Origin of the sequence: Paraburkholderia dilworthii, assembly GCF_000472525.1 — a bacterium.
GTDB classification, from domain to species: Bacteria; Pseudomonadota; Gammaproteobacteria; order Burkholderiales; family Burkholderiaceae; genus Paraburkholderia; species Paraburkholderia dilworthii.
Genome location: NZ_AWZT01000070.1, coordinates 1 through 20,870, shown reverse-complemented (window position 1 = coordinate 20,870; position 20,870 = coordinate 1). Strand labels below are relative to the sequence as shown.

At 60.2% G+C, this 20,870-nt stretch carries 17 protein-coding genes and 1 pseudogene; 11 read left to right on the top strand and 7 right to left on the bottom strand.

What is annotated here, in order from left to right:
* Window positions 1-764: 764 nt before the first annotated feature.
* Window positions 765-986, bottom strand: a complete 222-nt coding sequence (locus F759_RS0132880) for a hypothetical protein (protein ID WP_027803567.1) — start codon at window positions 984-986, stop codon at window positions 765-767.
* A 746-nt stretch (window positions 987-1,732) separates the two neighbouring features.
* Here F759_RS0132880 and imuA point away from each other — a divergent pair.
* The 5 genes from imuA (at window position 1,733) to F759_RS0132850 (ending at window position 8,484) form a co-directional block, all read left to right on the top strand.
* The gene (gene imuA, locus F759_RS0132870) at window positions 1,733-2,440 is read left to right on the top strand and encodes a translesion DNA synthesis-associated protein ImuA (protein ID WP_027803565.1); all 708 of its coding nucleotides are present in this window, start codon (window positions 1,733-1,735) and stop codon (window positions 2,438-2,440) included.
* On the top strand, window positions 2,370-3,851 hold the full coding sequence (locus F759_RS0132865; protein ID WP_244438975.1) for a Y-family DNA polymerase: 1,482 nt from the start codon (window positions 2,370-2,372) through the stop codon (window positions 3,849-3,851). Before imuA ends, F759_RS0132865 begins: the two co-directional genes overlap by 71 nt.
* Before the next feature lie 6 nt (window positions 3,852-3,857).
* Window positions 3,858-7,007, top strand: a complete 3,150-nt coding sequence (locus F759_RS0132860; protein WP_027803563.1) for an error-prone DNA polymerase — start codon at window positions 3,858-3,860, stop codon at window positions 7,005-7,007.
* Between the two features lie 116 nt (window positions 7,008-7,123).
* A complete protein-coding gene (locus F759_RS0132855; RefSeq protein ID WP_027803562.1) occupies window positions 7,124-8,086 on the top strand; it encodes an SOS response-associated peptidase family protein in 963 nt (320 codons plus the stop codon).
* A gap of 35 nt (window positions 8,087-8,121) precedes the next feature.
* On the top strand, window positions 8,122-8,484 hold the full coding sequence (locus F759_RS0132850; RefSeq protein WP_027803561.1) for a hypothetical protein: 363 nt from the start codon (window positions 8,122-8,124) through the stop codon (window positions 8,482-8,484).
* Window positions 8,485-8,500: 16 nt separating this feature from the next.
* On the opposite strand, the gene F759_RS0132845 is transcribed toward F759_RS0132850, so the two are convergent.
* From F759_RS0132845 to F759_RS39290, 4 genes are all read right to left on the bottom strand, one after another.
* Window positions 8,501-9,106: a plasmid partitioning protein RepB C-terminal domain-containing protein gene (locus tag F759_RS0132845; protein ID WP_084534419.1), complete on the bottom strand. Its 606-nt coding sequence runs from the start codon at window positions 9,104-9,106 to the stop codon at window positions 8,501-8,503.
* Window positions 9,103-9,252, bottom strand: a complete 150-nt coding sequence (locus tag F759_RS42930; RefSeq protein ID WP_154670925.1) for a hypothetical protein — start codon at window positions 9,250-9,252, stop codon at window positions 9,103-9,105. Before F759_RS42930 ends, F759_RS0132845 begins: the two co-directional genes overlap by 4 nt.
* A 170-nt stretch (window positions 9,253-9,422) precedes the next feature.
* Window positions 9,423-11,012: a recombinase family protein gene (locus F759_RS40295; RefSeq protein WP_051377544.1), complete on the bottom strand. Its 1,590-nt coding sequence runs from the start codon at window positions 11,010-11,012 to the stop codon at window positions 9,423-9,425.
* A 543-nt stretch (window positions 11,013-11,555) separates the two neighbouring features.
* Complete coding sequence (locus F759_RS39290; RefSeq protein WP_244438974.1) at window positions 11,556-12,161, bottom strand: response regulator; 606 nt, start codon at window positions 12,159-12,161, stop codon at window positions 11,556-11,558.
* A gap of 376 nt (window positions 12,162-12,537) precedes the next feature.
* Here F759_RS39290 and F759_RS0132825 point away from each other — a divergent pair, with 376 nt between their 5' ends.
* The 5 genes and pseudogenes from F759_RS0132825 to F759_RS0132800 all read left to right on the top strand — a co-directional run bounded on the left by F759_RS0132825 (window position 12,538) and on the right by F759_RS0132800 (window position 16,328).
* The gene (locus F759_RS0132825; RefSeq protein WP_152530767.1) at window positions 12,538-12,864 is read left to right on the top strand and encodes a hypothetical protein; all 327 of its coding nucleotides are present in this window, start codon (window positions 12,538-12,540) and stop codon (window positions 12,862-12,864) included.
* Between the two features lie 118 nt (window positions 12,865-12,982).
* Window positions 12,983-13,660, top strand: a complete 678-nt coding sequence (locus F759_RS0132820; RefSeq protein ID WP_027803558.1) for a hypothetical protein — start codon at window positions 12,983-12,985, stop codon at window positions 13,658-13,660.
* 82 nt (window positions 13,661-13,742) lie between these two features.
* Window positions 13,743-14,069, top strand: coding sequence for a cyclic-phosphate processing receiver domain-containing protein (locus F759_RS45080; protein ID WP_027803557.1), 327 nt, complete (start codon window positions 13,743-13,745; stop codon window positions 14,067-14,069).
* Window positions 14,070-14,117: 48 nt separating this feature from the next.
* A complete protein-coding gene (locus F759_RS0132810) occupies window positions 14,118-14,978 on the top strand; it encodes a hypothetical protein (RefSeq protein ID WP_152530766.1) in 861 nt (286 codons plus the stop codon).
* Window positions 14,979-15,117: 139 nt separating this feature from the next.
* A pseudogene (locus tag F759_RS0132800) lies at window positions 15,118-16,328 on the top strand (IS3 family transposase).
* 405 nt (window positions 16,329-16,733) lie between these two features.
* Here F759_RS0132800 and F759_RS0132795 read toward each other — a convergent pair.
* Together F759_RS0132795 and F759_RS0132790 are read right to left on the bottom strand one after the other, a co-directional pair.
* On the bottom strand, window positions 16,734-17,255 hold the full coding sequence (locus F759_RS0132795; RefSeq protein ID WP_027803554.1) for a hypothetical protein: 522 nt from the start codon (window positions 17,253-17,255) through the stop codon (window positions 16,734-16,736).
* 694 nt (window positions 17,256-17,949) lie between these two features.
* Window positions 17,950-18,213 (bottom strand): hypothetical protein, encoded by a 264-nt coding sequence (locus F759_RS0132790; protein WP_027803553.1) that lies wholly within the window; start codon window positions 18,211-18,213, stop codon window positions 17,950-17,952.
* Window positions 18,214-19,614: 1,401 nt separating this feature from the next.
* Between F759_RS0132790 and F759_RS0132780 the strand changes: the two genes are divergently transcribed.
* Entirely contained in the window at window positions 19,615-20,265 is a 651-nt protein-coding gene (locus tag F759_RS0132780; RefSeq protein ID WP_027803551.1) for an H-NS family nucleoid-associated regulatory protein, read from the top strand.
* Window positions 20,266-20,870 lie beyond the last annotated feature (605 nt).

The following is a 20,870-nucleotide window of genomic DNA, read 5'->3' as shown; positions in this document are numbered from 1 at the left end:
TTGATTGTTTCTTGCGTAAGCGCGCGGCGTCGATTTCAGCGGTCTTCATAGCTGCGTCAATCGTCTCGAGCTCCTGACCGAAATCAATCGGCTATTGCCCGACGAGCGGGGGATTGCCGAACCTTTTCGAGTAGACGTTCCAGTGCCATCAAGAAAGGGGAAATTCGGTCGATATTTAGCTTGTTGTAGTTATCGACAGAGAGAAGACGTGGAGGACAACGACTATCTAGCGGCCTTCGCATTCTGCGTGACCGTCGATGCCATTCGGAAAGCTCAAGGGAAGATGATGCCGGAGGACCTTCCGGTTGGCTCCATGGAGCGCATGCGGGCTGAGGTCGACGTCATACAAGACACGCTTCGCATGCTCGGCATAGTCCCGGACGCGACGAAGGGCTTACAGGACGGGTCAAACGAGTAGTTGCCGCACTCGATGCATCCGGCTGTTCCCGAAAGCCTTATGAGAGGCATCCGCTAAGGAGGCTCGCGCGCGTCCCGCTGGCATCTAATCTCCGCCTGCAAAGAGAGACGCACCCATCTAAAGTGGCCGCCAGAAAAAAGTTAAAACCTCGTTCGCTAGATATGTCTTTACTCATTCGTATCATCGAAGAGCCTCTTCAGACATTCAAGCCATTCAATGGGTGGGACTCATTTTGGAATAGGCAGACTGCATCCTGCGGATGCTGCAAAGGAGGCTCATGCGTGCCGGAAGACGGCTCGCCTCACGGTTTGGGAGCCTTTCAGTAGGCAGGTCAAGCGACGTGACCTCAGCTGTGCGCGTCGACCCACGCACGAGCCCAATCCAGGCCTGCGAGCTGAGCGTCCTCCTCACTTTCGAAATGGCCCAGGACGCCCGATGCTTCGATTAGCTTGCCGCCCCCCAGGGTGATGGTCCCGCTCGCCGCGTAACGTTCCGGCTGAAGGATGCCCTCCTCTTCGACGATAGCGTGCCCCCAGACGTCATAGCCGCGGTAATTCTGCGATTGCATCAGCGGATAACCTGAGCGGATGCCGCACGGCCTGTCACGCGAAGGACGTTGCCCTCCGGCGTGATTTGCCGCGGAATTTCAGACGTGTCCCGTTCGTTCCTTGGCGAAGTCTTTGCCATGTTGCCTTGTTTCGCGACGAGCCTTGGTGCAGTGGCCGAAGTGCGCCGCGAATACACCTTCCTCGCATGCGGAACCACGTGCCGTCGTATTGCGAGCTTGTGCGCGGTAGCGACGCTGTGTGGGGCGGTCGCGCGCGCCTCCGGTGGATTCCAGACTTCCGAATATGTGCCAGCCCCGAAAGCAGCCGGTGCAAGCGTCACGGTCAACAACGCCAGTCCAAGTTTTCTCACCATTTCCCCTTGCCTGCCTCTCGTTGCGGCCACTGTGTGCATGCCATCGCCTGATGCATGCATGCGCCGTCACAGCCGGCGCAATAGTGGCGGTCCCGGATAGCGTCGGTGACATGCCATGCATTTGAGCTCAGCGCGCTGGCTGTGCCAACGGTATGACCATTCTCGGCAGCGTAAAACGTAGGCTCACCAGCCTTGCCACGGCGAATGGCTTCATCAACTTCCTGCTCGCCAAACGCTGATTTTATCTACGCCACGAACGCCGCAATTTCGGCATGGGATGGCTGGCAGGCTTGCGAACACGCATATCCTCCGTCTCTTCTCCCGAAAAAAGTGCCTGTTCGCTGCTACGAAAATCCGTGTAGGATACTGTACATCCATACAGGTTTTTCCGCAATGACATCCGCCATGCCGTCCCCCGAAGCGATACACCCGTCCCTGTGGCGGGCGTCGCAGCTCGCGCGGGGCCGGGGGCGGGTGGTCGACACCGGGTACCCGGCGCTATCCGCTGAACTGCCCGGTGGCGGCTGGCCAATGGGGGCACTGGTCGACCTGCTCGTGCAGCAGCCGGGCGTGGGCGAGTTGCGGCTGCTACGACCCGCACTCAGTGCAGCGGGCAACCGGCCCATTGCGTTCGTGCAGCCCCCGCATACACCCGACGGCCTCGGCCTCAGTTACATCGGCCTGCCGCTTGACCAGGTGCTGCGCGTCAAGGCGCAGAAGACCGCGGATGCGCTGTGGTCCGCGGAACAGATTCTCCGGGCAGGAAGCTGCGGCGCGCTGATTTTCTGGGCGCAGTATGCGCAGGCTTCGTCGCTGCGGCGCCTGCATCTGGCGGCACAGTCGTCCGAGACGCTGTTCGTCATGGTGCGGCCGCTCGCGAGCGCCCAGGACGCGTCGCCGGCACTGTTGCGGCTGGCGCTCAGACCGTCGGCCGACGGTCTCACCGTCGACATCGTGAAACGACGAGGGCCCTCGCGCACGGAGCCTCTCTCGATTCCCCTTCAACCCACCCCTGTTTTGTTGTCACGACATGCGCGTCTTTCTCGCCGTTCACCTGCCGAAGTTGCCACTCGAGGTGTTCAGACCGAAGTGGTCACCTGAGCCCGCCCACGGCAGTGTCGTGCTCGAGAAGGACAAGGTCGTCATCGCGGACAGCGTCGCGCGCGCGGCTGGCGTGCGGCTCGGCATGAAACGCGGTGGCGTGCTGACGCTCTCGCCAGAGACAGAGATGCACGAGCGCGACTTCGCCCGCGAACAGTCGGCGCAACGCGAGGTCGGCATGGCGCTGATGCGCTTTTCGCCCGACGTCGCGCTGCTCGATGAAGCGACCGTCGTCTTGGAAGTCGGCGCGAGCCTGCGCCTCTTCGGCGGACTGCTGGCGCTGTGCCGCGAGGCGAAAGGGCTCCTCGCCACGCTCGGTCTCACCGCGCGCGTGAGCGCCGCGCCGACCGGCCAGGGCGCGTGGCTGCTGGCGCGATATGCGAAGGGGCGGGGCGCACGGCGCGTGCTGAAGCTGTCGACGCTCGAACAGCGGCTCGACGGGCTGCCCATGGTCGCGGTCCCCGAGGCGCGCGAGTTCGCCGACTGGTTCGCGGGGCTCGGCTGCGAAACCATCGCCGACATCCGCCGCTTGCCGCGCGCCGGACTGCAGCGGCGCTGCGGCGAACATCTGCTCGATTCGCTCGACCGCGCATTTGGCACCGCGCCCGAACTCTTCGACTGGCTCGAACTGCCGCCCACGTTTTCCGCGCGCGTCGAAATGCCGGACCGGCTCGAACATGCGGATGGCGCGGTGTTCGGCGCGCATCGGCTTATCGTGCAGTTGTGTGGATGGCTCTGCGCAAAGCAGCTGGCAGTCACTGCAATACGCCTGTCGCTGGAGCACGAGCGGGGGCGCGACGCCATCGAACCCACCACCATCGACATAGCCCTGGGCGAGCCCACGTGGCGCGAAGAACACCTGGTGAGACTGCTTAAGGAGCGCCTGCATCGCATCGAACTCTCGGCGCCGGTTATCGCACTGCGTCTCGATGCATCAAAGGTCGAATCCGCTGTGCCGGCGTCCGATACGCTTTTTCCTGAGCCCGGCGGCTCGAAGGAAGACCACGCGCGGCTGCTCGAACTGCTGGTCGCACGGCTCGGTGAAGAGAATGTGCTGCGGCCCGCGCCGAGCGCGGACCATCGTCCGGAAGTCGCCAACTCATGGGTGCCGGTCACGCAACCCGTGAAGGCGGCAGTCATGCCGGAGGGCCTGCCGCGGCCCACATGGATGCTCGACAGTCCAGTGCGGCTGCTCATGCGCCAGCATCGTCCGTTCTATGGTTCGCCGCTACGCATGGTGTCGCCCGGCGAGCGCATCGAGGCCGGATGGTTCGACGGCGAACTGGTGACACGCGACTACTTCGTCGCTCAGGCCGACGACCAGAGCTGCTACTGGATTTACCGCGAACGTGTCAGCAGCCGCGACGCCGAAGAAGACCAGCGGTGGTTCCTTCACGGCCTGTTCGGATGACACGCCATGGACACCACTTTCAGCATGCTGCCGGCGTATGCCGAGCTTTTCTGCCTCTCCAATTTCTCGTTCCTGCGCGGCGCGTCGCACGCCGAGGAGCTCGCTGAGCGCGCTGCGCAACTCGGCTACTCGGCGCTCGCCATCACTGACGAATGCTCGCTCGCCGGCGTCGTGCGCGCGCATGTCGCGGCGAAAGAAGCGAAACTGCCGTTCATCGTCGGCTCGTACTTTCACCTGGTGAACGCGGACGGCTCGCCGGCCTTCGGGCTCATGCTCCTTGCAAAAAACCGCGAGGGATACGGCAACCTGTCCGAGCTCATCACGCTCGCGCGCACCCGCGCGCCGAAGGGTGAATACCGGCTCACGCCGCAGGACCTGTCGCGACCGGAGAAGGAATACCGGCACCTGCTGGGCGTACCGGATTGCCTGGCGATTCTGGTGCCGAATTTCCCCGCGAAGGAAGACGTGCTCGATGCCCAGGTCGAATGGCTGGACGAGACATTTCCCGCGCGGGCATGGGTCGGACTCGTATTGCATCAGCGGGCGTTGGATGACATTCACCGCGGCGCGGTCGAATTCGTCGCGCGCAACCGCGACGTGCCAGTGGTCGCGCTCGGCGAAGTGCTGATGCACGTGCGTTCGAGAAAACCGCTGCAGGACACGATAACCGCCATCCGCGTCGGCAAGCCGGTTCATGAATGCGGCTACGAGCTTGCGCCGAATGCCGAGCAGCATCTGCGCTCGCGGCTGCGGCTGGCCAATCTGTATCCACCGGAGGCACTCGCCGCCACCGTCGACATTGCCGCGCGTTGCACGTTCTCCCTCGATGAACTGCGCTACGAGTATCCGGACGAACTGGTGCCGCCCGGATTCACGCCGACCGCCTATCTGCGGCAGGAGACGTACGTCGGCGCCCAGCGGCGCTTTCCGTCGGGCATTCCGCACCATGTGCAGGAGCAGATTGAGCACGAGCTTGAACTCATCGCCGACCTGCAGTACGAGCCGTACTTCCTGACGGTCTACGACCTGGTCCGCTTCGCGCGCAGTCAGCACATCCTGTGTCAGGGCCGCGGGTCAGCGGCCAACTCCGCGGTCTGCTACTGCCTCGGTGTGACGGAAGTGGACCCCGCGCGCGGCAACATGCTGTTCGAGCGCTTCATCTCGAAGGAGCGCGGCGAGCCGCCTGACATCGACGTCGACTTCGAGCATCAGCGGCGTGAAGAAGTCATCCAGTACATCTATCGCAAGTACGGGCGCGACCGTGCGGCAATTGCGGCTGCCGTTTCCACCTATCGCGCGCGGGGCGTGCTGCGTGAAACAGGCAAGGCGCTCGGCGTCGATATGCAGATAGTCGATGCGGTCGCGAAGTCTCATCACTGGTTCGATAACAGTGCGGACCTGCTCAAGCGCTTCGAGGAGTGCGGGCTAAATCCAGACACACCGCTCATCCGCGCGTGGGCCACGCTTGCCGCGCAGCTGTATGGGTTTCCGCGACACCTGTCGCAGCACTCGGGTGGCTTTGTCATTAGCCGTGGCAAGCTCACACGGCTCGTGCCGGTCGAGAATGCCGCAATGGCAGACCGCAGCGTCATCCAGTGGGACAAGGACGACCTCGAATCGCTCGGGCTGCTCAAGATTGATGTGCTGGCGCTTGGCATGCTGTCAGCCATCCGCCGCACGCTCGACCTCGTGTCCGAGCAGCGCGGCGAGCGTTTTGAAATGCAGGACATTCCCGCTGAGGACGGGGCGACGTACGACATGATTTCGGCGGCCGACACGGTGGGCGTTTTCCAGATTGAATCGCGTGCGCAGATGTCGATGCTGCCACGCATGCGGCCGCGCACCTTCTACGACCTGGTGATTGAAGTGGCCATCGTGCGGCCGGGCCCAATCCAGGGCGGAGCGGTTCATCCTTACCTGCGCCGTCGCCAGGGCTTTGAGCCTGTCACCTATCCGAGCGATGCGCTCAAGACGGCCCTTGGCCGCACCCTGGGGGTGCCGATTTTTCAGGAGCAGGTGATGCAGGTCGCAATTCTGGCCGCGGGCTTCACGGCGGGCGAGGCTGACCAGTTACGGCGCGCGATGGCCGCGTGGAAACGCAAGGGCGGTCTTGGGAAATACTATGACCGCATCGTGCTTGGCATGCAGGAGCGGGGGTACGACCTTGCGTTCGCGGAAGCCATCTTCGAGCAGATAAAAGGTTTTGGCGAATATGGTTTTCCGGAGAGTCATGCCGCGAGTTTCGCGCTGCTCGTCTATGCGAGCAGCTGGCTCAAATGCCATGAGCCGGAGGCATTTCTCGCCGCGATGCTCAACAGCCAGCCGATGGGCTTCTATTCGCCGTCGCAACTCGTTCAGGATGCGCAGCGCCACGGCGTCAAGGTGCTGCCGGTCGATGTGACCATTAGTGGATGGAATTCGTCCCTCGAACGTTTGGCCAACGAAAAGCGGCCTGCAGTGCGCCTGGGTCTTTCGCTGCTGCGGGGTATGAAGGAAGCCACGGCCGAGCGGATTGAAAACTCGCGCGCGGTACGGCCTTTCGCGAGCGTGAAGGACCTCGCGCGCCGCGCGGCGCTCGACCGTCGGGACCTGCATATTCTCGCTGACGCGAATGCGCTCGCCGCGCTTGCCGGCAACCGGCGCGAGGCGCTCTGGCAGTCGGTGGCGGCCGTGCCCGAGAAGGACATGCTGGCCGCCGCAGCCGTCGAGGACGAAACGCCGGAACTCGGCGCGCCCTCGGAAGCGAACGACATCGTGGCGGACTACCGCTCGGTGGGCCTCACGCTCGGTCGCCATCCGCTGGAACTCTTGCGCCCGCAGTTGCTCGCCAATCGCCTCATGCCTGCGGCAACGTTGCGCGCCTACCGGGACGGCCGGCTCGCGCGCGGCTGTGGTCTCGTCACCGTGCGTCAGCGGCCTGGCACGGCCAAGGGCGTGGTGTTTGTCACGCTCGAAGACGAAACGGGCAACGTGAACGTCATCATCTGGCCGAGCCTGCTTGAGAAGCAGCGCAAGGAAGCGCTCAGTGCGTCGCTGCTGGCGGTTTACGGGGTCTGGCAGTGTCAGGGCGAGGTGCGGCATCTGGTAGCGCAGCGGCTTGTCGACATGTCGCATCTGCTGGGCGGCCTGCATTCTGTCAGCAGGAATTTCTGCTGACGTTTGGCCGCTTCACGGTTGCCAACGCCGACCGGCTGGCTGCGCCAAAGGTGTAGATTTGAACACTAGGCGACTGCATCAGCAGCCCACCCATGTGACGGATACCGGAGGAACCGATGTGCTACTCGGCTCAGATAGTCGCGGACTACCGAAAATTTGTGCGCACATTCGGCGCTATCATGGACATTCATGAGTTTGCGCGCCTGTTTTTTGAGCGAGCCGAAGACGTCAGCAAGGCGAAGATACCAAAGGCCATGGAGGCCGCATTCGCGCAACCAGAGAACGAAGCGGAACACGAAATCGTTACCCTCATCGGCCGGTTCAATGCTGCACAGGCGACAAAGCTCGAGCAGGAGCTGTTCAAACAGCGCAAGCGGCTGGCCGATGCCGAGCGTACGCTGCAGACGAAAATTACGAAGGCGGCCACCGAAAATCGGCGCATAGCAACCGACAAGATTGCCTGGGCCAAAGCCAGAATTGACGACCTCCAGCGCACGGAGCCTGAACCGCGTGACTCGCGCATTTTCCCAGGTCACTACGCGCCCGTGATGATTTCAGAACAGGGAAAGCGCGTCGTCAAGCCGATGCGTTATCAATGCCGCATTGCAGGCAAACCGGCGTCTTACGATATCAAATTCCCCGGAACCTATAACGCCCGCAGGGACAGCCTGCAAGGATTCTGGAAACCGTGCTTTGGACATACTCACGGCATTCTGCTGGTCGAGGTCTTTTACGAGAACGTGAGCAAGGCGCAATTTGAAGGCACGCTTCTCGAGACGCACGAGCGCGACGAGAACGTAGTTCTCGAATTCCGCCCGGCCAACGGCGAACTGATGCATGTGGCTTGCCTCTGGTCGCGATGGACTGCGCCTGGTGAGCCCGATTTACTCTCGTTCGCCGCCATCACCGACGAGCCGCCACCGGAGATTGCAGCTGCCGGTCACGACCGGTGCATCATCCCCATCAAGCCGGAAAACGTCGACGCCTGGCTTAACCCTGACCCGTCGAACCTGGAGGCAATGTACGCAATACTGGACGACAGGGACCGGCCATACTACGAGCACCGGCTGGCCGCCTGACTCCGTTTAACCGTACTTTGGGCTTTTGCAAAACAGTGAACAACCCGCTTAACCTTGACCTGCACGCCCGCGCGGAACTGCTTGCCTATCTCGCCGCAGCGCATCTGCTTGCCCGGCAGATGATGGGCGAATGGCTGCCGGCCGCGCATGTCGTCGAGTCAACGCAGCTCTGGCTCAAAACGAACGGGGGAGGCGCCGACGTCATGCAGCGCGTGATGCTGTCCGCCCAGGCAGTGGATATCGCCCGACGTCTCGAGAAGACTTTGCAATCGGCCGTGACGCCTAAATCCGTCCCGGCGCTGTTTTGCGAAAACCTGCGGCTCGACTTCCGCTCACCCCTAGCGCGGGAAATCTACCAGCACTGCCTCACACACCTGGTTGATTCGGGCTCTTTCTGAAGCAAGTTTTGACTGCCTACAGACACCTTCTTTTGCGTCCTTTGCTTCGATGCGCGACAGCTACAGTGCCGCCGGCTACTTCGTAGGCAAGCTTCATGCGGCGGCCCGGCACAATCGCGTAGTCCGCGTCCTGTACAAGGCGCTCCAGCACCGCAGCGTAATCGGGTCGGCGCGACTTAAGCCATTGCGCGATGACGACGTCGCGAACCCATCCTCTGGCCCAACCCGCGGCAAGTGTCAGAAGTAGCAGGTTCCCGTCATGGCGACACCGCAGGCATTCCGCATCCTGCTGTAGTGCGGTGAGTCTTTGCACAATGCGACCCAGTCGACGCCCGCAATCAGGATGTGAAACGTGACCATGCGCAGCATCTACACGCATGCTGGCGGGCGTCGCTGCGAGCAGTGCGCGCGCAAAATCGCCGGTGAGATTGTTCTGCCGGACCATAATGGAGACGGCCTCAACCTGGCGCGCCGAGGACATTTTCTCGAGCGCCTGCGCTGTCCGTGCTGGCAGCGTCTGTTCCGCCACCATCGCTGCCGCTTCGGGGCAGAGATTCTGGGGCACCGGATTGCCTGAGCTAACGGTGCGACATATGAATCGTGGGCTCTGCGCTTTCTTCATCGCGGACGGCCGGTCAGGCGCTCGTGAAGGAGCCGGGGAAGCGTCGTGAAGCCCCGGGTGTTCATCAGCGCCACGAAGGCCGGGTCACACGTCAGCTCGCGCAGAACGTCGAGTACCCGGGTAACCTCCCGGTCGGTATCGCTCATCCGGCTCACTACGTTGCGTTGTCTGCGCAGCTCCTGTGTCAGAACCGATTGCGCCTTCGACTCCGAAGTTGGACGACCGCGCGCGCCCGGCATATGAGGCACCGTCTTGTCATGCCGACCACCAGGTGCAGCCTTACCCGCGACACTTCGTGCACCGCTGTGTGCCGGCTTCATTGTCCGCTCCCGGTCGTGCAATCAACGGGCCATATTGCGAGGGGTACGCGCTTGGCGATAACCAGCAGTGAGCGCAGGTCGGGCCGCTGGTACATGCCGAAATGTGTCTGTCCGTGGCGGCAGACAACGGTAAATGCACCAGGCACCAGACTTCCTCTCGGGAAGATGTGGAAATCGAGCAGCTCTGTGCCTGCCCGCTCAATGCGGCCATAGACCAGGAAGTCGACAGGGAAGCTGTCTGGCCAACGCGCGACCCAATAAGGCAGGTGGCCGTCAATGAGCCACGGACTGCGAACGGCGAGGTTCAGTCTCAGCCAGTGGTCGACGCAAAATGTGTTCGTGTGCTTTTCGTAACGGACGTCGTGGCCGTGGGACTGCAACGTCTGAATGGCTACTTGCGCGACCTGTTGCTCCAGTTTACGCTCCGCATGCCTATTTGCGGAGCGCTCCGGGGCCAGCTTCGGCACGTACCCGACTGCGTCATACGCGTCGTAGAGACTGCCGAACTCCCGCATGACCTGCTCAACGGACGGCGCGCTGCGATAACGTCTCAGCGTGGCCTGATTGAGCTCGCCGGCCCGCCTGATGACCTTGTGCAGGCCATCCAGAATCTCTTCGCGCGTGGGTTTGCGCCGGGCAGAATCCATTCGTTTCTGGACGGCAGTGAAGACGCGCCTTTCCACCACGGGTTCGAACGCATTCTCCACGCGTATCCAGTCGTGCTGGGGCACTTGCTCCCACTTGCCGTCAAGTTTTGACGATGTCCGGCTGTAGACGTTCGTGCCGATATACGCCTCACTGCGAAGTATCCGGCGGATGTTTTGTGCCTGCCAGAGGCGACCCTGGCGGTTGCGCAGACCAAATTCGTTAAGCCGCCGAGCGATGTCCGCCCCGGTCACCGATTGCGTTGCATACCATTCAAAAATCTTCCTGACGAGCGACGCCTCGGATGCCGCCGCCGGTGCGATGACGACCCGGTCGGTTTGTACGCTCTTGTACTCGTACTGACCAAGCGGGCGCCTCTGCTCGCGCTTGCCGTCAAGAAGGATGCGTTGCAGTCCGTAGCCCGGCGGACCACCGGCATGAAATCCGCGTTGAGCGTTCAGACACTGCCCGAGGAAAACCTTGCGGGACATCTCCCGGCTGAATTCCGCGGCCATCGCCCGCTTCAGCGCCTTGATGACGGATGTCGCCGGACTGCCGTCATTTGTGAAAGACTCGGCCACGTAAATCACGTCGACACCTGCGCGCCTGCACGCGTATTCATAAAACGCCGCCTCGTCGACATCCTGGAAACGTCCCCATCGGCTGACGTCGAAGACAAGCACCTTGCTGAACTTGCGTTTGGGGTTTTCAACGTCGAGCAGAAGCTGCACAAGCGCGGGTCGCTGCCGGAAGGTAAGTCCGCTGATACCGGCGTCCTCATAATCGGTAACGACGCGGATGTTGTGTGCGCGTGCATACTCGGCGATAGCCTGCCGCTGGAATACCGGCGAATATTCCTGATGGTCGGTCGACATGCGGATGTACTGTGCGGCACATAGGCGCACGAGTGGTCCTGCTCGACAGCCACGTCCAGAAGGCATCTCGCATGTCCGGTGGTGCCACACGTCAGTGATAGCGTTTTTGCGCGGTAAGTCAAGCTGAGATGGCTACGCCGTGCCCGCGACGCGCTGAGCCCGGCTTGTCTACTCAGGTGCTGGACGGGTCGCAGGAAGCTGAGGCTGCCCGTAAGAGGGCCTTGGCAGAGCGCGCTTGTTTTTTGCCTGATTGTGAATCGGCTGCGCGTATTTGCCGGTCGAGCGCTCCAAATGCTCGTTGAGTTGCAGAGATAGGCCGCCAGTGGCCCTGCATCTCGGTCGCGCCGCACACTTGGGACGATGTTCGGCAATCTAAAGTAGCCGTCCTGTCAAAAGTTAAAACCCTGTTCGCTACGTATGTCTTTAAACATCTTCCACTCACAAAGAGTCACTTGGACATAAAGCCACATGCTGGATGGAACTCTTTTTGGTTTTGGGGCTGCCAAGGCAGCGCAGAGTCCCGGCACCTGCAGCATGTTCGTATGCAGCAAGTCGCCTATAGCGATAGCGTTAGCCTGGACGGAGCATCACGCCGCTGCGCAAAGCCGGTCATACGATACCGTGGAGCTTTCCGCCAGCACGGTTCGAAAGGATATGTTCAAGCTTGTCCAGGGAAAGTGGCTTGGTAAGGCGATAGTCGAAGCCGGCCGCAAGCGTCCTGGATTTGTCGGACTCTGACGCGTACCCGGTCAGCGCGACGAGCAGCACTTTGTTCAGCGTTGCGTCGAGGCGCACGTGCTGGGCGACTTCAAAGCCATCCATCAAAGGCATGCCGGCATCGATTATTGCGACCTCGGGTTTGCGGTCGGACATCAGCCGCAGTGCGTCAACGCCGTTATCGGACGTGGCAACGTCATGTCCTTCTAACTTGAGCAGAAGGGCCAGCGCCTCAAGGGCGTCGCGATTGTCGTCGACTAACAGCAGGCGCGCCGGCCGGACTTCTTTATTGCGTTGGACTGCGCCTGTCAGGTCGATGGCGCCGGGCTTTCTCAGTATCGGCAAGCGGAGCGTCACTGTCGTCCCAAGTCCCGCCCCGTCGCTCTCTAGCGCGATGGTTCCTCGGTGCAGTTCGACCATCCGTTTGGCTACCAGCGACAGCTTTCCCGCTGCCTTGTCGTCCGGCTGACCAATCGCCGGTGGGAAATCCTGGTGCAATCACCTTCACAGGATTTGGCGTCAGGTGTCCCCGTCCCGCCAAATGCGTAGAGCGTCATACCGTGTTCGTCCACGAGAGTTCCGAGCGTGTTGCCGCACCGAGCTGAGACGCTGACATCTAAGCGCCGAGTCTTTCAACGCCGCACTGGACGAATACAACAATGAGCGACCGAACATCAAGCTTTTCGACTGACAGCCTTGAGTACATCTCAATCGGACGGGTGCCTTTGAGAACCTCAGCCCTGAGGACCGCAAGCGCATTTCATATCTGAGGACTCGCGATGACTGTACGCAATTCGCGAAAAACGTCGGCGTCACACATCCACATCTCGTGCGAGCATCACGGCAGCGGTCAGTTGAGGTGCAGGTAAGCGCTTTGTATCTCGACTCGGCGTTGCGTCGGGACATCTGGAGCGTCGTCTACGCTCAGGAAGAGGCTCTTTTCGTGAAGCATGGCAAACGTCTGCGCGCGGGCAATACGCGCAGGGTCATCACCAATCGAGGCGAACTTGGCGCGGTCGCGTTCGTGGTGCAGAAACCTGGTGGCGAGGGCTTTGAGCTGTTGCACTCTCTCGGATTGGGCGACTACACGTTCGAGGCCGTTGGGTTGCGACATTCCGAGCACTTTTCTTCTGACATTGTGGAAGCTGCTCGCCGCAAGTTAGATGACCGGCGACGTTCCGATGCGGAGGATATGGCGTGACCTGCAGCATCCAAGGGAATGCATCACCCGTCAAAAATATACCCTAGACGTTTGCGCCACTTCGGTGTTCCGCCGCAAAGTTCCAAGTTCGACAGCAGACATTTCGCTTGAGTAACAAATGGTAGCCATCACTCGCGTGGTCGCCGGCGACGGGTCCCCCTCCGGTCTGTTTCATGTCACGCATACACCGCTCGAGGTGTTGCGCAAGAAAGGGCTGCGGGCGAATGCGCTCGCGGAGTATGTCGTTCACAGAATTATCGAGCGCCTGGAGGAAGGATTAGCGGATGCATTAAGAGACGTGGCTCTTCGATTCAACCGCACACACAACGACTACTATCCGCTCGAATTGAGCCTTCGTGAGCAGCTATTTATCGCGCCTGCACACTACAGCGGTGTGCTGTTGTCTCTTACGAAGCAAGACGCTTTGCTCGGATTGAACGAAACGTCCGAACCGAACAGAAAGGCGCGCGCGATGATTTGGTTTTCCCGGCTGTTCGCGCCCGGTGTGCTTGAATTGATAGCACGGTTTCACGGAGACGACACAATCCATGCTCTCAGCGTGTTGGAGCGCGTGCCGGAAACGCCATCGCATCTGCTCCGTTTGCGCGAAAAGCCTTTATTAGAGGACGGATTTTACTCGTTACTTGCTCGCCCGTTTCTCGAAGTGAACGGCATCATACGTAGATATGACGGAGGCCACGACCCTTGTCCCGAAGCGCGTGCTATCCGGTTCAATGGCACCATCCCGTTTGAGTGTTTCGAGGTTCTGCCGTTGCAGTCCGGAAAAGCGCTATAACGACTAGAGACAAACTGCTATCGTATCAACGTATCTCAGACTTGCCGGCATCACGTTTGAGTCCTTTTCGGCGGAGGTATTGATGTGCGATGCAGGCTTCTGGCTGTACATCGATGACCTACGAGACGCGCCGGGTAGGGAATGGATAGTCGCGCGCTCTTCATGCGAGGCAATTGAGCTCCTGAAGGAGCGCGGCTGTCCTGCAAGAGTGTCCTTCGACCACGACTTGGGAGGAGACGACATCGCAATAGTTGTTGTGAGATGGATGGTCGAAACCGACCTTGACTGTTCGGGACGATTCATCCCTGACCAGTTTGAATTCTCAGTTCACAGTGCAAATCCAGTCGGGGCGGCGAATATTCGGGGCCTGCTTGAATCGTACCTTTCATACAAAGCGAAGAGCCGATAGCCTGTTTAAGGCTACATGCTCGGAGCACGGGACCGCAACAAAAAATACATGAAACAATTCACCAGAGACGAGCTGTGCGACTACTTCCGCTCCTTCGCCGGCATGGACGGCGGGAATCTTGAAAAAGCTAAGTTGTGGCTGTGCGGCATTGAACACGGCCAGGGCTGTGCGACCCTGGAGGATGTTACCCCTGAGCATAAGCCTGGCGCCTGGAGTGTTGGGCGACGCGTTCAAGAAGGAAAAGGCGAACATCGGACTTGGCCACTTTGGGAAAAGGCGGCAAAAATCGTTGTGGGCATTCGTCGAAACGTACTGGAAGAGGCACATAAAGACCCAGGCAGCCTAACTTGGCAACACTACCGCGACAATTTCTTGTATGGCCAGGAAGCGTACGAATTCAAACTGAATCTTTTTCCGCTAGCGTGTCCTGGAGTCAACAGTCGAAACTGGGCGTCGGCCCATGACGTGCAGCCCGAACTCCGCGACAAGGAGCAATATCGAAACCTCTGTCGCAACGGCGGTCGATTCGAGTTTATGCGCGAGCTTCGGAAGACGCATCATCCGAAAGTTATCATTGCGACCGGGAAGACGAGCCTCGAAGATTTCGTGAACGCGTTTGGTTTCGAGGATTGTCCGCATGAGGAGATTGTTATTGGAAACCGGGGCAGTGAATGTCAGCTGTTCGTCTACGTGGACCGTGACGCAGATGGCTCACAGACACGTCTTGTTGTCACGCCGTTCTTTTCCTATAGGAGGAACTGCCTGAATACTGACGAACTGCTCGAGGCACTTGCGTCCTGCGTGGCCAGATGGATGTCTCCCGACGACTTTCCAGAATTATCAAACGCGCCCGACGCTTTCCCTACACGGTCCGGCACAGTCGATGGAACGGCCGCTAGTGGTGTCTGAGTCACACTATGGCGATTGCAGATACGAGCGCCCGGACGTCACCTTTGGAACGGCCCCCTGAATCTCCGGACACGGTCTCCCACTTACAATAGCGGGTAGGCATAAGACTGTGTACATGACTAACAACAAGCAAGAAGTGATGGAAGTGTTGACGGGGCCGGAGCGTCGGCCGCGCTGGTCGGTGAACGAGAAGCTGGCGATGGTGCGAGAGAGCTTCGAGCCCGGCAAATCTGTTTCGATGGTGGCTCGCTAGCACGGTGTGAATCCGAACCAGCTGTTTCATTGGCGCAAGCTCTATCAGGACGGTAGCCTCTCGGCGGTAAGCGCCGGCGGAGAAGTCGTGCCGGCCTCGGAGCTGGCTGACGCGCTCAAGCAAATCAGGGAATTGCAACGGCTACTGGGCAAGAAGACGGTTAAAGTCAAAATCCTTCGTGAAGCCGTGGAGTATGGCCGGGCAAAAAAATGGATTCCGCGCTCGCCATCGTTGCCGGGGGACGACTAGTGAAGCAGGTTTGCGACGTTCTCGGTGTAGCGCGCTCAAACGTGACGGCAAAGCTGGCTCGAACCGCTGATTGGCGGGACGGGCGCACGGCTCGACAATCCGACGATGCTGGACTGGTGGAGGAAATCCGGCGTGTAATCGCTGACTTGCCCAGTTGGGGTTACCGACGCGTGTGCGGCACAATGCGCCGGGAGCGGGAGCGCCAGTGCGCGGCTGCTGTCAATGCCAAGCGGGTCTATCGCGTGATGCGCGTGCATGGTTTGCTGACTGAGCGCGGGCCCAAGCCGCCGCGCCCACAGCGTCGGCATGAGGGCAAGGTCGCCGTGCCCAGAAGCAACCAGCGCTGGTGCTCCGATGGTTTCGAGTTTCGTTGCGACAACGGCGAGCCGCTGCGCGTGACGTTTGCGCTTGACTGCTGTGACCGTGAGGCCATGAGCTGGGCGGCAACGACCGGTGGTCATAGCGGCGACGTTGTACGAGACGTCATGCTGGCGGCCGTTGAGCATCGCTTCGGCAACGTTTCAAAAGCGCCAACGCAAATCGAATGGCTCAGTGATAACGGCTCGGGTTACATCGCCGAGAAGACCCGGACCTTCGCCTTGGACATTGGACTCAAGCCGCTCACAACGCCTGTGTGCAGTCCGCAGAGCAACGGCATGGCGGAAAGCTTCGTAAAGACGATGAAGCGCGACTACGTCGCCTTCATGCCCAAGCCAGATGCAGCGACCGCTGTTCGCAATCTGGCCGTGGCGTTCGAGCATTACAACGAGAAGCACCCGCATAGCGCGCTGAAATATCGCCCGCCACGCGAGTTCCAACGTAAATCCGATTCATCAACCTTAGTGTGAGGCGGTGTCCGGAAGTACAAGGGCAAAACCAGCTGAACCAAACGGATTACCCAAAACGCGAAGTGTGTTGAAAGCGGTGCCGCGCGAACGCTTAGCGGACCTTCCGGATATGGTCGAAACGTCCGCAGGAAAAGTTGACTGTGCGCCTGAGCAGATTCCCTCTCATTCCGATACTCAAGTTATCCGCTGTGATTTCAAGTTGCACCGGTGCGGCGAATCTGTCAGAAGATGGAACTGCACCGGCGGATGTCTGTCATCAATGCGAATCAGTGCGGACCAACGACAAGCAACTAGCCTTCAACTCGCTCTGTCCCCGCCTGTCCTGCCCCCTACCTTCTTTCCGTCGCGATTCATCGCGGGGCGCTGGCGTGCTGAATCCGACTTGGAAAGCCACGACCGCAGCAGTCAACGCGTTGTCTTCGCGTCGGGCCAAGGCCAACCCCTTCGCGCCTGGGGCGCATTCCGCTCGTCGGACGGCGCGGCCGCGACGGCGACCGCGACCGACGTTATCGCCTCCGCGGCGTCATGCAATCGTTCGTCTCTCGCGTCCTCTGCTTGCCCGGCGAGCCCGTCCCCAAACCATGCGACCTTTTTCCGGAGGTGGCCGACATAAGCGTTCCAGCCGTCGGGGTTCCCGTCAAAGAGCTCGTGCTGAACGGTCGACGCAAGAGCTTTGCGGTTGAGCTCGATATCTAGCAGCTCCTTTGGCCACAGGGAGAACGCGCTGGCGACACGTGCGCTGAAATCAACTACCGTCATCCTCGGCGCAAGCGTTCGCAGGAACCCGAATTCCCGGAACAGGTCCACCTGGGTCGCAAGCTGCCCCACCGGCATGTCAGGAGTACCGGCCCGGCAAAGACTACCCAACGCGTCGAGCATGTCGCCGAGGTGAAGTAAGAGTTCTCGTCTGTCAAATCGGTCGTCCATCGAAATCTCCAATCGCTGCATCCGCTCCAGAATAGGTTAGCCTTCTCGGCGCACCGCTTCGTCCCGCAGCACCTTGTCCTTGCGCGTCATCGTCGGCCAATTCGACGCCATCCTCTGGCTGAACCACCGAGTTCCGCTGCCCCGCGGGCTGACTCGAAGACGCTAGACGCAATCGCCCTTTGCAAGTTGCAACGACACTCGCGCCCGGGCGAAGTCTTTCCTGTCATCCTGCTCTCCGACGGCCCGCAGCCCACAGCCCACAGCCCCCCAAGTGTCCCTTTTCGACGCCTACCCTCAAAAAGCCGGTGGACGTTGAGCAGTTGCTAACGCTGGTATCACAACTGACATTGGAGAGGCAGAATTTGGGCTCGGACAGCGATACTAGCTGACGCGGCTGAGACAGAAACGCTCCACTCCCGAACGCGCGCAAAGGTGGGACATCTGCGCGCCCCGTGCAGTTGCGTTTCGAAACCCGAAGGCGGGAAGCTTCATGTGACGACATGGTTGGCTAACAGGCCGTGGGAGAGGAGCCAACGCCGCTTGTGCTGGCCGTTATGCCGCACGATGTAGCTTCACACCATCATGCGGCGGCGGGACACTCCATATGCGCGGCACACCATTGAATATCTTTACTATCGGCCGGGCGGGCCCGTCGCGATTTGAGCAAGCCTCGTCTTTTCGTCGCGCGCCAAGACTACTGCTTACGGTCCTTCTCGCCAAGCGGTTCGTCGCCGGGCGCCGGCTCCGGAGGTGTCTCCTCGTCGGGAACGTCCTCGTCGGGTTCGGTTCCTGGCACGTCGCTGTCTGCCTGCGTTCCAGCATTTTCGTCTGTCGCGATTTTGGTCGCTCCGCCTGTCGACGGCGGGTCGCTTGCGGGCAACGTATCTTCGACTGTTGCATCGACGTCTTTTTCGGATTTGTCGTCAGGCGTGCGTTGCTCGGTGGGTTGCGTAGACATTTTCAAGCTCCTGATGATTTGTGTTGCAATACATGAGCAACGCCTGTTCCTTCAACGGTATCAACCTGCGCGGCAACACCGCGAGCGATGGCAGACCTGCGCCACGAGCGCAAATCAGCGGCGAGCCTGGCTCCGGAGAAGTACCGTCAATGCATTTGCATCTAGGGGAGATATCGGTGCGTCGTCGCTTTCTGTCAACGCCGGGAAAACATTGAATGCTTTACTTGAACCCGTGACGCACACAAGTTTCTGCACTCATACATTGGACAGGATGGTTTCCGACGGAGCCAAGCCTCGCGCAACTTGTGTTCAGCGAGCCCGTCGACTGCAAAAGGGCGCGGACGGCCAGGTCGCCAGGCAAGTGCGGCGGGCGGCATTGAATCGGCACAAGACGCACGCATGCATGTCAACGCCGAGGAGCGCGCGAGCGGCTGGCGAGTATCGGTGACGCGGGGGTAACAACCTCGCGCGGCCGCCTAGCGACAATTTGAAAGCAAAGACCCGATGCCCGAGGGCTTCTTGCGCAAAAGAATCATTAAACGCCCTTCTTGCGACGTATGCCTTTCGCGCTGACACGTTCGGATGCCAATGTGCCGTGACGCGATTCAAAAGATGCCAACGGACGGTCACGGAATACAAGGAGGTCTAGTGCGTTCGAGCCAGTGTGTGGCACTGCTGCTGTACATGACAGTCCTCGCCTGGACCGGAGCATGCGCGAGCGGCATTGCATGCGCGCCGGCCCGCCGACCAGCCGTGCGCGTCATCTGTGACCATGCCATTCGGAACAACGAGTACAACGCTATCCCCGCTCAGCAACAGGCCCTTCTCAGCAGCGATAAGCTAGCATCCGGGCAACCGGGTCGGCGAAGGCACTTCTGGAACGCGTCTACCGACGTCCGCCGCATTGGCACGGTCCTCGTGCAATGGAAAATGAAAGCCAAGCCGATGGAAGTGGAGTTCGCCGTTGCACCTGCTCCCGGTATGGATTCCGAACCCGGACTGGCTCCCGGTCGGCCTGCCTCGGGTGCAGGCGTTGTTCCTCTTGACGAGCGAGGTCTTTCAGCATCCGCAGCGTCGCCAGCATCTGGGGCCTATCTGACGCGCCAAGGCACTAAGGCCAGCGCCGCGCTCCTGCAACCGGCCGCGAATAACACGCTCTCACCGCGGGTTACTTCATCCGCGTCCGGTACGTACGACGCGCGCCGCAAAAGGAGGCTGACCGCTGCGTTAATAGTGCTCATCGTTATTGCTATTCCACTCAGTGCATTCATCATCCGCCGGAACAAGGCACTGGGGATAACGACCAACTACCGAAGAGCCCGCGGTAAGAAGAAGCGTTGAATTGGCGCGCTGCATCATTGGCATGGCATAGTGTGCAGCATCTCAACAGCGGAGGTGCAAATGCCGACATTGGAATCCTTGCAAGCAAAAATCCAGAGACTGCAGACGCAAGCCGACGCGCTCGCCGCGAAGAAATCGAGCGCAGTTATCGATAAGATTAAGAGCTTGATGGCAGAACACGGACTGACTACTGCTGACATCGATGCGCATGTTGGTGGCAAGAAACGTGGACCGAAGCCAGGGACCAAGGCTGCAGCGAAGACGTCCGTCACGACGGCGAAGTACAGAGACCCGAAAACCGGCGCGACCTGGTCAGGGCATGGTCGCGCGCCGGGCTGGATTGCCAGCGCTAAGGACCGCTCGAAGTTTTTGATTGAAGGTAACGCACTGTCGTCCGCTCCTACTGCCAAAAAGTCAGCGAAGGCCGGAAACTATGTCAGAGGCCCGCAGCCTGCGCTGTACGCTGACCCCAAGACTGGCGCAACCTGGAGTGGACGTGGTCGCGCGCCGGCGTGGATTGCTAGCGCGAAGGACCGCAGCAAGTTTCTAGTTGGTGATGCGGCCGCGGCCGACAAAAAACCTGTGCAAAAGGCTGCTGCCAAGAAGGCCCCGGCGGCGAAGAAAGCCGCGGTGAAAAAGGTGCCCCTCAAGAACAAAGACGTATCTGCCTCAGTGGCTCCGGCGGAGTCTGGCGCAACAGCGACGGTCTAATCGCATGTGCAAGGTGCCCGGTAAAATTAGCAGGTTTCTGATTTCACCGGGCACACAGAGTCATCCGACTCTTAGCCTTTCGAAATAATCTCTTCCATGGACACCTAACCGAGCGCTGCTTGCAACGCGAAGACCTCATGACGCCGGGCTACAAGGATTCGTTTTTGTTCTCAATTTTGGCGCGTGCGGAAACCGGACGGAGGGCATGCTTAGCCCCACAGATGGTCGGCTTCATGCCATGGGATGGGAGAACGTTGATTTCAAATCCTTGCCCAAATATCAGCGCAACGTACCGGCATCAAATACACCCGCATCTATGCATCTATAACAGCCGGCAAAGCCGAAACTTTGGTGGAACTTTGGATTCAACCCTGTGCCCGGTGCGCTGACCTTTGCGGAAAATCGGCCGCTGAGCCTCCGCATTCGGACCTTACTTTGAACAGCGTCGATGCCGTTAAGGACGCGCATGCGGAAGAGCATTACACATGCGAACGTTGTCGCGCAGTGTTTGCGCGAGTCCTTAGAGGACCGCCAACGCTTCGAATTTGGATGCTACTGAATGCGGGCCAACACTAGCTGTCGACGACGCTTTATCTGCAACAAAG

Coding starts and splice junctions, on each gene's coding strand:
- F759_RS0132880 (WP_027803567.1), bottom strand. CDS start 986: ATGCAATCGCAGAATTACCGCGGCTATGACGTCTGGGGGCACGCTATC.
- imuA (WP_027803565.1), top strand. CDS start 1,733: ATGACATCCGCCATGCCGTCCCCCGAAGCGATACACCCGTCCCTGTGG.
- F759_RS0132865 (WP_244438975.1), top strand. CDS start 2,370: ATGCGCGTCTTTCTCGCCGTTCACCTGCCGAAGTTGCCACTCGAGGTG.
- F759_RS0132860 (WP_027803563.1), top strand. CDS start 3,858: ATGGACACCACTTTCAGCATGCTGCCGGCGTATGCCGAGCTTTTCTGC.
- F759_RS0132855 (WP_027803562.1), top strand. CDS start 7,124: ATGTGCTACTCGGCTCAGATAGTCGCGGACTACCGAAAATTTGTGCGC.
- F759_RS0132845 (WP_084534419.1), bottom strand. CDS start 9,106: ATGAAGAAAGCGCAGAGCCCACGATTCATATGTCGCACCGTTAGCTCA.
- F759_RS42930 (WP_154670925.1), bottom strand. CDS start 9,252: ATGAGCGATACCGACCGGGAGGTTACCCGGGTACTCGACGTTCTGCGC.
- F759_RS40295 (WP_051377544.1), bottom strand. CDS start 11,012: ATGCCTTCTGGACGTGGCTGTCGAGCAGGACCACTCGTGCGCCTATGT.
- F759_RS0132820 (WP_027803558.1), top strand. CDS start 12,983: ATGGTAGCCATCACTCGCGTGGTCGCCGGCGACGGGTCCCCCTCCGGT.
- F759_RS45080 (WP_027803557.1), top strand. CDS start 13,743: ATGTGCGATGCAGGCTTCTGGCTGTACATCGATGACCTACGAGACGCG.
- F759_RS0132810 (WP_152530766.1), top strand. CDS start 14,118: ATGAAACAATTCACCAGAGACGAGCTGTGCGACTACTTCCGCTCCTTC.
- F759_RS0132795 (WP_027803554.1), bottom strand. CDS start 17,255: ATGGACGACCGATTTGACAGACGAGAACTCTTACTTCACCTCGGCGAC.
- F759_RS0132790 (WP_027803553.1), bottom strand. CDS start 18,213: ATGTCTACGCAACCCACCGAGCAACGCACGCCTGACGACAAATCCGAA.
- F759_RS0132780 (WP_027803551.1), top strand. CDS start 19,615: ATGCCGACATTGGAATCCTTGCAAGCAAAAATCCAGAGACTGCAGACG.